The sequence below is a fragment of the Pseudomonas sp. MD195_PC81_125 genome (assembly GCF_014060985.1).
Lineage (GTDB): Bacteria > Pseudomonadota > Gammaproteobacteria > Pseudomonadales > Pseudomonadaceae > Aquipseudomonas > Aquipseudomonas parakoreensis.
The window spans coordinates 1-10,585 of sequence record NZ_JABULD010000122.1 but is presented as its reverse complement, the minus strand read 5'-3'; the positions used below and the strand labels follow the sequence as shown (position 1 = coordinate 10,585).

Sequence of the window (10,585 nt, the reverse complement as noted above, 5' to 3'; positions counted from 1 at the left end):
TGCGATCTTTTGATCTTTTCAGCGCGAAAGCGCTGCCAGACACTCCTCAATCGAACGCCGCTGTGTCTCGGCATACAACCCCAATTCATCAATGGTCGCACGCCCCAGCGCTTGTTCGAATGCCTGGCGGTTCGAGTGTTCGCCATAGTGTGTCTGCGCAGCATCCCCAAGGTTCGACTGAAAAATCCCCGCCGCACTCACTGGCAGAAAATCTTCGTACACCAACGGTTCAGCTTTCACATGGCCTTCGCGGAGCAAATCCTCCAGCGATGTCGATTTGAGGCTGCCCGCTGCCAAGCCTTTTTCCGTGGGGAAATAGCGAAAATACGCCAGCTCCTGTTCACGCATGCCGTCGACGCTGTCAGGAAATTCGCCAAAGTGTTGGGTCATCAGCGTGTTGTAACGTGCGGCGTTGCCTTCGTTGGGAAAGTCGCCCAGTTCATCGCGCGCGGCGTTCAACAAGCGGTCATACAGCGCCCGGCCTTTGGGTGTCAGCGCCGCACCGCGTTGTTCGATTTCGCCGAAACGCGCGCTGTGGCTACCGCGAGTCTCGTGCTGATCGGTGAAAGCGATCGGCTCGTCCAGCGCTTTGAAACTGGTCTGGCGCAACAGGATCGGGCACTTGCGGCGTGGCGGGCCTTCGATCACCGCTTTCGGGGTGATGCCGTGCACCGGCATCTGCGTCTGGACGATATCGATGTCCAGCGTGCGTGGGGTCAGGTGATTGATGTGCGGGCCTTTGAACGCCACCACATCGGCGATCAGACGGTGCTGGGCGCTGAGGGTCTGGTACTGCGCAGCGGTGACGGTGGCGCTGTGATGCCAGCGAAAGGTTTCCAGTGCCTGCAGGACAAATTGCGCCGCTTCCTCCTCATTCAGCCCACCGGCTGACTCCGCCCGCTCGATCAGATGCAATGCCGCAGGGGTGAAGATCGAACGCTGATTCAGCACCGATTCGGCAAACGCCCGCAGTTCGGGATCCTCGATCAACTCAAGGCGCATTAATGAGGTGAACACCCGAAACGGGCTGACCTGCAGCGCCGCTTCATGCACCGCGCGAAACGCCGTGGAGTGCACCGGCACACCCGCCGGGGTCAGGTCGTAGTAGCCCACCGGTTGCATGCCCATCACCGCGAACAAACGCGCTAGGGTCGCCAGTTCTTTGGCTGTGCCAACGCGGATCGCGCCGTGGCGCTCCATGTCCAGGCGCCCGATTTCACCGGTGCTGTCGAGCTGCCGTGCGAGGTCTGGCTGAGCGGCCAGCACTTCACGGTTGGTCTGTTCCACCAATTCCATCAGCGCGCCGTACAACGGCACTTCTTCGCGGTACATGTCGGACATCGCTTTGGAGAAGCGTTGGCGGATCAGGTCTGGGCTGACGAAAGGCTGCACGGTCATGAAAAAAAATTCCTGCCACGGTCACGTAAAGGATGGAGGAAAAGATCGCAGCCTTCGCCGACGGCGGCAAACGAAGAATCCTACGAACTTCATTCTGCCAACGACTGATCCACCAGTTCGATCCAGTGCAAAACCTGCGTGCGTCCGGCGCCGGCCAGATGATTCTGGCAGCCGACGTTGGACGTGACGATCAGCTCCGGGCGCCCGCTTTCCAGCGCATTGAGGCGGTTATCGCGCAATTGCCGGGCGAGGGTCGGTTGCGTCAGCGAATATGTGCCGGCCGAACCGCAACACAGGTGACCGTCCGGCACGGGTGTGAGATTGAACCCAAGGCGGGTCAGCAGCGCTTCGACTGCGCCGCCGAGTTTCAGCGCATGTTGCAGGGTGCAGGGGCAATGCACGGCGATCCGCCGCTGGCGGGCGGCGCACACTTGCTCCAGAGGTTCGTGAGCGAGCAGTTGCACCAGATCCAGCGTTCGCTCACTGATCTGCCGCGCCTTGTCGGCGTAGCGCGGATCCTGCGCCAGCAGATGCCCGTAATCCTTGATGAACGCGCCGCAACCGCTGGCCGTCTGCACGATGGCTTCCGCGCCGTTTTCCAGCTGTGGCCACCACGCGTCGATGTTTTTGCCGCGCGCGCTCGAGGCCTTTGGCCTGGGCGTCGAGGTGATAGTCCAGCGCGCCGCAGCAACCGGCCTCGGCCACCGGCGTGACGCTGATCCCTAGTCGATCGAGCACCCGCGCCGTCGCATCATTGGTGTTCGGCGACAGGCCCGGTTGCACGCAGCCTTCGAGCAGCAACACCCGCCGCGCATGGCGTGGGGCAGGGCGTGAGCCGGACACTGGGGCGCTTTGCGGCAATTTGCTTTCGAGGATGCGCGGTAACAGCGGCCGGAACGTCGTGCCTACCCGCAGCAGTCCCTTGAATACGCCCGGATTCGGCGCCAGTGCACGCAAGCCCTCGCGCAACAAGCGCTGGGGCGGCAGGGCGGGGCACGGCCTGATCGACCACCGCCCGACCGATATCCAACAGGTTGTGATAGTCAACACCAGAGGGGCAGGTGGTTTCGCAATTACGGCAGGACAGGCAGCGATCCAGATGCAACTGAGTCTGCTCGGTGGCCGGCGCCCCTTCGAGCACTTGCTTGATCAGATAGATGCGTCCGCGTGGCCCATCGAGCTCATCACCGAGCAACTGATAGGTCGGGCAGGTGGCGTTGCAAAAACCGCAATGCACGCAGGTGCGCAGAATCTTTTCCGCCTCGGCCGCACGCGGCAGTTGTCGGGATTGTTCGCTGAGGGTGGTCTGCATGGCTAGAACTCCGCGTACATCCGGCCGGGGTTGAACAGCCCTTGCGGGTCGAGTTGCGCCTTGAGTTGCCGGTGATAACGCATCAACGTGCGCGGCAGCGGCTGGAACGGTGTGTCGCTGGCGCCATGGGTGAAGCAGGTGGCATGGCCACCGAGTTCCTGGGCGAGAATCTGAACGTGCTCGTGATCGGACTTCAGCCAGCGTTGCGCGCCGGCCCAGTCGATCAACTGCTGGCCGGGCAAGTCTTGCGGCCCGAGATTGTTCGGCAGCGACAGGCGCCACAGCGGCAGGCCCTCGTCGAAAAAGCTCAGGCGTTGCTCGTTCAAGTTGCGCCAGAACACCGAGTCCAGCGGCTCGCCGCCGAGTCGTTGATGCGCGGCGGTCACCGAGCCTTCGCCGCCCTCCAGGCGCAGGTACAGGCTTTGCCCGTCATGGCAGGCGCCGCTGATCGGCAACGGTTGCTGGCCCCATTCGGCCAGCCTGGTCAGCGCTCGGGTGCAGTCGATATCGAGGCGGATGCTCAGGCATTGACGCGGTTTCGGCAGGACTTTCAGCGAGACCTCGGTGAGCACGCCGAGACAGCCGAAACTGCCAGTCAACAAGCGCGACAGGTCGTAGCCGGCAACGTTTTTCATGACCTCGCCACCGAACCGCAGGTGCTCGCCAAGGCCTGTGATGACCCGGGTACCGAGGACGAAGTCGCGCACCGAACCTGACCATGGCCGCCGTGGCCCGGACAGTCCGCTGGCGATCATCCCGCCGACGGTGGCACTGTCACCGAAGGCCGGTGGTTCGCACGGCAGCATCTGCCCGGCAGCGTCGAGCGCCGCGAGCAACTCGCGCAGCGGCGTACCGGCGCGCACGCTGACCACCAGCTCGGTCGGTTCATAGCGCACGATGCCGCAGTGCGCGCGGGTGTCGAGCACTTCGCCGGCCACCTCGCGCCCCAGAAACGCCTTGCTGTTGCCACCCTGGATTTTCAGCGGCGTGGCGTTGGCCCGGGCCTGGTTGACCTGATCCAGCAGGGCGCCGCTGGCGTCGACGTCAGCCATCAGAAGCGCTCCAGTTCGGGGAATGGCAGTTGTCCGGCGTGAATGTGCATGGCGCCGAATTCTGCGCAGCGGTGCAGGGTCGGGATGTTCTTGCCGGGGTTGAGCAGGCCTTGCGGGTCGAACGCGGCTTTGACGGCGTGGAACAGGGTCAGCTCTGCGCTGTTGAATTGCGCACACATCTGATTGATTTTCTCGCGGCCGACCCCGTGTTCGCCGGTGATGCTGCCGCCGACGTGCACGCACAATTCGAGAATTTTCCCGCCCAACGCCTCCGCGCGCTGCAGTTCGCCGGGCTGGTTGGCGTCGAACAGGATCAGCGGGTGCATGTTGCCGTCACCGGCATGGAACACATTGGCCACGCGCAAGCCGTATTCGGCGCCGAGGCGCGCGATGCCTTGCAGCACGCCGGGCAATTCGCGACGCGGGATGGTGCCGTCCATGCAGTAGTAGTCCGGGGACAAGCGGCCGATCGCCGGAAAGGCGTTTTTGCGTCCGGCCCAGAAGCGCACGCGCTCGGCTTCATCGCGGGCCTGACGCACCTCGCTGGCGCCGGCCTGCAGCATGACCTCGCGCACCCGCAGGCAATCGTCGTGGACATCGGCTTCGACGCCATCGAGTTCGCACAGCAGAATCGCTTCGGCAGCGACCGGGTAACCGGCGTGGATGAAGTCTTCGGCGGCGCGGATCGCCAGGTTGTCCATCATCTCCAGGCCACCGGGAATAATCCCCGCAGCGATGATGTCGGCCACCGCGCGGCCAGCCTTTTCTACCGAATCGAAGCTGCCCAGCAGCACCTTGGCGACCTGCGGTCTGGGCAGCAGTTTGACCGTGACTTCGGTGATGATCCCGAGCAAACCTTCGGAGCCGGTGAACAGCGCCAGCAAATCGAAGCCCGGCGCATCGAGGGCCTCGCTGCCCAGCGTCAGGCGTTCGCCTTCGATGGTCAGCACTTCGATCTTCAGCAGGTTGTGTACGGTCAGACCGTACTTGAGGCAATGCACGCCACCGGCATTTTCCGCGACGTTGCCGCCGATCGAACAGGCAATCTGCGACGACGGATCCGGCGCGTAATACAGGCCGAACGGCGCCGCCGCCTGGGGATATCGCCAGGTTGCGCACCCCCGGGTTGAACCCGTGCGGTGCGAGCCGCCGGGTCGATGTGCAGGATGTTGTTGAACCGCGCCATCACCAGCAACAGGCCGCTTTCCAGCGGCAGCGCGCCGCCCGACAACCCGGTCGCCGGCGCCACGGGCCACCACCGGCACGTGGTGTTGATGGCAGAGTCTGAGCAGGGTTTGTACCTGATCGAGTCGCCGGGGGCAGCGCCACCAGCATCGGCGTGGTGCGATAGGCCGACAGGCCATCGCATTCGTACGGCTTGAGTTCGTCTTCGCGCCACAGAAGGTCGAGATCCGGGAGGGCGTGCTGCAGGGTTTTCAGCAGCTCAGCCTTGTTCACTTCCGGTAGCGAGCCGTCGAGGCGTTCGTCGTAGAGAATGTTCATTCCAATTCCATTGGCGGACGGGATTACCTGTGGTAAGGAGATTTATCCCCGACTGGCTGCGCAGCAGCCCAACCCAGAACATGCGGTGTGTCTGATTCAGCTTGGTGCTGGAACCGGGGCTGCTCTGCAACCCATCGGGGATGAATCCCCTCACTACAAAGATAGTTGTGGGATTCATCGCTGACTGCCCAGAAACTCTCGATACAACCGCGCAGTATTCCCCGGTTGTTCGACCATCGGCATGTGCCCGACACCGTCCCACACTTCGACCCGCAGATTGGCGATGCCCTTGCTCCACACCGGCACGCTGCTGACGTCGATCAAGCGGTCCTTGCGCCCCCACAGCAGTAGCGCCGGGCATTTGATCTCGGCCAGTTTCGGTTCCATCGGCGGGCTGGCGCGAAAGTCGCGGAAGATCTCTTCCAGCTCATCACGCTGGCGTTGGTAACGTTGGGCGATGGCGTCCAGCACCAGCCCGGGTACCCACGGTGGCGAGGCCATGGTCATCGCATAAAACTGGCGGAATTCTTCCCGGGAGTTGATCAGGAACGGGTTATGCCCACGGGCCAGATGGCGTTCCATGTCGCTGGCCTGCGGTGCGGTGACGCCGGCCGGGTCGATCAGTGCCAGTGAGGCAATCCGGTCCGGGTAGGTTGCCGCCAGCCACGCTGCGATGTAGCCGCCCATCGAGTTGCCGATCACGTGGACTTTCTCCACACCGCACACGTCGAGCAGCTGGATCATGCGCTTGGCCTGCAGCGCAATGTCATAGCCGCCACCGGCCTTGAAGCCGGTTTCACCGTGGCCGGCGATGTCCGGAATGATCACCCGGTACTGGCGGACAAAGTGCCTGGCGAAGCGCAGCCACAGATTTTTCTCGGCGCTGTAGCCGTGCAGCATCAGGATCGCGCTGGCGGCTTCATAAGGCCCACCTTGCCAGGTCGAGACCGTCATTTCGGCAATCGGCACTTCGATCTTGTGCAACTTGTACATCCTGGCCTCGAGCGCCGTGCTCAGGTCATACAGCCAATGGCCGATCGCCGGATAACTCAACCAGCTCCAGGCCACGAAAACCGCGAGAGCGACAAACAGCACAAGCATCGACGTCTTCCTTTTACGTGTTCAGGACAGAATGTGGTCAGCCGGTTTCAGCGCCCGGGTCAACCGGTAGTAGCTGAAACTGAAGCCCGGAAATATCGCGATCACATGACCGCTCTTGCTTTGATACCAACTGTGACAGCCGCCGGACTTCCACACCGTGCGCTCCATCTCACGGTGGATCATTGCAGTGTAGGTACGTTCCGCGTCGGGGCGCACTTCGATGCTGCGCAATCCTTTTGCCTGCAGGGTGTGGATACAGTCGAGGATGTAGTTCATCTGCGCCTCGATGATGAACAGCGCCGAGGTATGCCCGATGCCGGTGTTGGGCCCGGTGACGATGAACAGGTTGGGAAAGTCCGGCAGGCTGGTGCCCAGGTAGGCGCGCGGGTACTGCGCCCAGGCGTCCTTGAGTTGCACGCCGTGCTTGCCGGTCACCGGGTAGGAGACCACGCCGTCGGTGGCGTCGTAGCCGGTCGACCAGACAATCAGGTCGACATCGATGTGCTGGCCATCCTGGGTGACGATGCCGGTTTCATCGAGCGCGGCGATGCCTTGCTCGCGGCTGTGCAGGGTGACGTTGGGTCGGGTCAGCGCCGGGTAATAGGTGCTGGAAAGCAGGATGCGCTTGCAGCCGATGGTGAAGTCCGGGGTGAGTTTTTCGCGCAACAGCGGGTCCGGCACCTGTTGCTTGAGAAAACGCAGGGCCTGGCGCTGGACCAGGTGAATCGCCGGTTTCGAATATTTGAAGGCGATGACCCGTGTTTCGAATTGCCAGTAAAGCAGCCAGCGCAGCAGCTTGTAGGCCGGTTTCACTCCCAGCAGCCAGCGCTGCAAAGGCCCGAACCGGCGATCGGCGCGCGGCAGCACCCAATGTGGTGTGCGCTGGAATACATGCAGTTGTGCGACCTCGGGGGCAATCGCCGGAATGACCTGCGCGGCACTGGCGCCGCTGCCGACGATGGCCACGCGTTTACCGCGGTAGTCGTAGCTGTGATCCCAATTGTTTGTATGAAAAGTCTGGCCCTGAAAGCGATCCTGGCCGGGGAAGGGTGGGATCACCGGTTGGCTCAACGGTCCGGAGGCGTTGATCACGAACTGCGCGCAGAACATCCCCTTGTTGGTGTGCACCGCCCACTGCCTGGCGGCATCATCCCATTCGATGCGTTCGACGTTGGTTTGCAGTTCCACGCGTTCGCGCAGGCCGAAGCGTTCGATGACGTGTTCGGTGTATCGGTGCAGTTCAGGCTGGGCGGCAAACATCTGCGTCCAGCGGTACGGCGCGAAGGACAGCGAGTACAGCGGTGAGGGCACATCCACCGCTGCGCCGGGATAGGTGTTCTGGCACCAGGTGCCGCCGAAGAACGTCCTTCGTTCCAGCAGGCGAAAATCGTCAATGCCGGCCTTGAGCAAATTGACCGCCGCACATTGGCCGCCAAATCCGCTGCCGATGATCAACACCTGGTAGGTCCGCATGGGTCTCCTTCTTATAGTCGTTTCACCGTTTTCATCCTTTCAGGTATAGCTAAAAATTCGCCGAGTGTGAGCGGGCGGCTGGGCGGTGATGGCTATTTAACGGCTGGCTGATAGACTCCCAGCACATCGGTCTGACGGTGTGCGCAGGTTCCGTTGAGTGGTCGAGGCCCTTATGCGAAACAAGGGGGGAAAGGGACTTTCACTGGCCAGGAGGCTTTATACATCGCGAACCCTCGGCCTGGTGCTGGGGTTGTTGTGCGTGAGCGTGGCGATGTACCCGCTTGACCCGTCGCCGTGGGTCTGGGCACTAATGCTGTTCAATGGCCTGGTCTGGCCGCATCTGGCGTTTCAATGGGCCCGTCGCTCCAGCGTTCCCTACCATGCTGAACACCGCAATCTGTTGATCGACGCGTTTATGGGCGGCTTCTGGGTCGCCGCCATGCAGTTCAATCCGTTGCCCAGTGCCACCACCGTTTCGATGATGGCGATGAATAACGTCGCCATCGGTGGCGTGCGTTTTCTCGCGGCGGGCCTGGCGGCGCAGGTCCTTGGAATCGGCGTCGGCCTGGTGGTGTTCGCCCCGGCGTTCATCCCGCCCACCTCACCTTTACAGCTGTATGCCTGCCTGCCATTGCTGATGCTGTACCCGTTGGCGCTGGGCTGGATCTGCTTTCGCCAGGCCTACACGCTGGGCCTGCACAAGCGTGAACTGCTGGCCCTGAGTCGCACCGACAGCCTGACCGGTCTGCTCAACCACGGCGCCTGGAAGGATCAACTGGACATCGCTTTTCAACGTTGCCGTCGACAGCAACAGGGCGCGGCGATTGCGTTGATCGATATCGACCACTTCAAGTCGATCAATGACACGTATGGGCATGTGGCGGGTGACATCGTCCTGCGCCAGTTGAGCAAAATGCTCAAGCAGAACCTGCGCGCTGCGGATATCGCCGGTCGCTACGGCGGCGATGAGTTCTGCGTGATTCTGCCCGACCTGCCGCTGTTCAATGCGGCGCAGGCGATGGAAGCCTTGCGCGAACGTTTCGCCACCCTGGGTTATGAACAGAACCCGGCGCTCAAGGTCAGCCTGAGTATCGGTCTGGCGGCTTATGATCCGGCGCATGGCGACGCGACCCGCTGGCTCAATGATGCGGATCAGGCGCTGTACGAGGCCAAGGCGACCGGGCGCAATCGGGTGATTTGCAACAGTGACGACCTGCCGAAACAGGAACTGCTCGATTCGGTCTGACTGCTCACCACATTCACCTATGCGAGCCGGCTCGCTCCTGGAAGTGTTCGGTGTCGGCGGCTCCGGTGTCGCATCCGCTATAGAGCCTTGCGTCGATGTCAGGTACGGTTTGAATCCCCCGACGCGAAACAAGGATCGATTCATGACGTTCTCATTTCCCCGCTCCCTGCTGGCCGCCAGCCTCGGCCTGTCTCTCGCCTTCAGCGCTGCCGGTGCCTTCGCCGAACCGCACAAGCAAGTGCTGGCCGATGCCGAGCAGTATCAGCCTGAAGCCCTGAAACTGCTGGAGCGGCTGGTCAACATCGACTCCGGTTCCGGCTATGAACCGGGCCTCAAACATGTCAGCGAGATCGCCATCGACGAGCTGAAAAAAACTCGGCGCCACCATCGAGCTGGTGCCCAACACCCCGGAAAAAACCAACCACGTGCTGGCCACTTTCAAAGGCACCGGCAAGGCGAAAATCCTCTTGATGGCGCACATGGACACGGTGTTCAAGGAAGGCTCCGCCGCCGAGCGCCCGTTCCATATCAAGGACGGCCGCGCCTACGGGCCGGGGGTGATGGACGACAAGGGTGGCATCGTCGCCGGGATCTACGCGCTGAAGATCCTGAAGAACCTCGACTTCAAGGATTACGCGCAAATCACCTTCCTGCTCGATGCCAGCGAAGAAACCGGCTCGGACGTCGCCACCGACCTGATCAAGAAAACCGCCAAGGCCCACGACGTGACGCTCAACCTCGAACCGGGGCGTCCGGCCGATGGTCTGGTGGTGTGGCGCAAAGGCAGCGCAACGGCGCTGGTCGAGGTCAAGGGCAAGGCTGCGCATGCGGGCGTCGCGCCGGAGCTGGGACGCAACGCAGCGATGGAAGCGGCGCACCAGATTCTGCAACTGGGCAAACTCGGCGACGAAGCGAAGAAAACCACGATCAACTTCACTGTGCTCCAGGCCGGTGATCGCACCAACGTGATTCCCGATCACGCCACCGCCAAGGCTGACGTGCGCGCGGCCGTGCCGGAAGAATTCGACCGGATCGAGAAAGACCTGGCGCGGGTCTCGCAGGACAAGCTGATCGCGGAAACCGAAGTCACTACCAGCCTCAAACGCGGCTTGCCGCCGATGCCGCAAACGGCGGAGTCGGATCGCTTGATGGCGATGGCCCAAGGGATTTACGGCGAGATCGGCCGCAAGCTGACCGAAGAGGGCAGTGGTGGTGCGGCGGATGCCAGCCTGTCAGCCGGCGTGGGCACACCGACGCTGGACGGTTTCGGGATTGTCGGCGGCAATATTCATACGCCGGAGGAGTACGCTGAAGTGGCGAGCGTGGCGCCGCGGATTTATCTGTTGTCGCGGATGATCATGGAATTGGCCAAATAGTCACAGTCTGAACATTGTTCAGTGCTGAGGCGACCGGCCCCATCGCTGGCAAGCCAGCTCCCACAGTAGAACTTCAGTGGACGCAGTATCTGTGTTCGACACCGATCAAATGTGGGAGCGAGCC

The 10,585-nt window shown here is 62.3% G+C and carries 5 protein-coding genes and 3 pseudogenes; 2 read left to right on the top strand and 6 right to left on the bottom strand.

Annotated elements, in window-relative coordinates; genetic code table 11:
* Positions 1–18 precede the first annotated feature (18 nt).
* From HT737_RS05180 to HT737_RS05155, 6 genes and pseudogenes are all read right to left on the bottom strand, one after another.
* Complete coding sequence (locus HT737_RS05180) at positions 19–1,398, bottom strand: VOC family protein (RefSeq protein ID WP_182401731.1); 1,380 nt, start codon at positions 1,396–1,398, stop codon at positions 19–21.
* Positions 1,399–1,487: 89 nt separating this feature from the next.
* Positions 1,488–2,710, bottom strand: a pseudogene (gene glcF, locus HT737_RS05175) (glycolate oxidase subunit GlcF).
* Positions 2,711–2,712: 2 nt separating this feature from the next.
* The gene (gene glcE / locus HT737_RS05170; protein WP_182401730.1) at positions 2,713–3,762 is read right to left on the bottom strand and encodes a glycolate oxidase subunit GlcE; all 1,050 of its coding nucleotides are present in this window, start codon (positions 3,760–3,762) and stop codon (positions 2,713–2,715) included.
* A pseudogene (glcD, locus tag HT737_RS05165) lies at positions 3,762–5,265 on the bottom strand (glycolate oxidase subunit GlcD). Before glcD ends, glcE begins: the two are co-directional and overlap by 1 nt.
* A gap of 174 nt (positions 5,266–5,439) precedes the next feature.
* Positions 5,440–6,366, bottom strand: coding sequence for an alpha/beta fold hydrolase (locus tag HT737_RS05160; protein WP_047293385.1), 927 nt, complete (start codon positions 6,364–6,366; stop codon positions 5,440–5,442).
* Positions 6,367–6,387: 21 nt separating this feature from the next.
* Positions 6,388–7,839 carry an NAD(P)/FAD-dependent oxidoreductase gene (locus HT737_RS05155; RefSeq protein WP_182401728.1) on the bottom strand — a complete coding sequence of 484 codons (1,452 nt, stop codon included), beginning with the start codon at positions 7,837–7,839 and terminating at the stop codon, positions 6,388–6,390.
* Between the two features lie 172 nt (positions 7,840–8,011).
* Here HT737_RS05155 and HT737_RS05150 point away from each other — a divergent pair, with 172 nt between their 5' ends.
* Positions 8,012–9,085, top strand: a complete 1,074-nt coding sequence (locus HT737_RS05150; protein ID WP_095668862.1) for a diguanylate cyclase — start codon at positions 8,012–8,014, stop codon at positions 9,083–9,085.
* Positions 9,086–9,227: 142 nt separating this feature from the next.
* Positions 9,228–10,461 (top strand): annotated as a pseudogene (locus tag HT737_RS05145) (M20/M25/M40 family metallo-hydrolase).
* The last annotated feature ends 124 nt before the right edge of the window (positions 10,462–10,585 follow it).

Bases quoted from the DNA above. Each gene is read 5' to 3' on its own strand.
- HT737_RS05180 (WP_182401731.1), bottom strand. From the start codon at position 1,398: ATGACCGTGCAGCCTTTCGTCAGCCCAGACCTGATCCGCCAACGCTTC.
- glcE (WP_182401730.1), bottom strand. From the start codon at position 3,762: ATGGCTGACGTCGACGCCAGCGGCGCCCTGCTGGATCAGGTCAACCAG.
- HT737_RS05160 (WP_047293385.1), bottom strand. From the start codon at position 6,366: ATGCTTGTGCTGTTTGTCGCTCTCGCGGTTTTCGTGGCCTGGAGCTGG.
- HT737_RS05155 (WP_182401728.1), bottom strand. From the start codon at position 7,839: ATGCGGACCTACCAGGTGTTGATCATCGGCAGCGGATTTGGCGGCCAA.
- HT737_RS05150 (WP_095668862.1), top strand. From the start codon at position 8,012: ATGCGAAACAAGGGGGGAAAGGGACTTTCACTGGCCAGGAGGCTTTAT.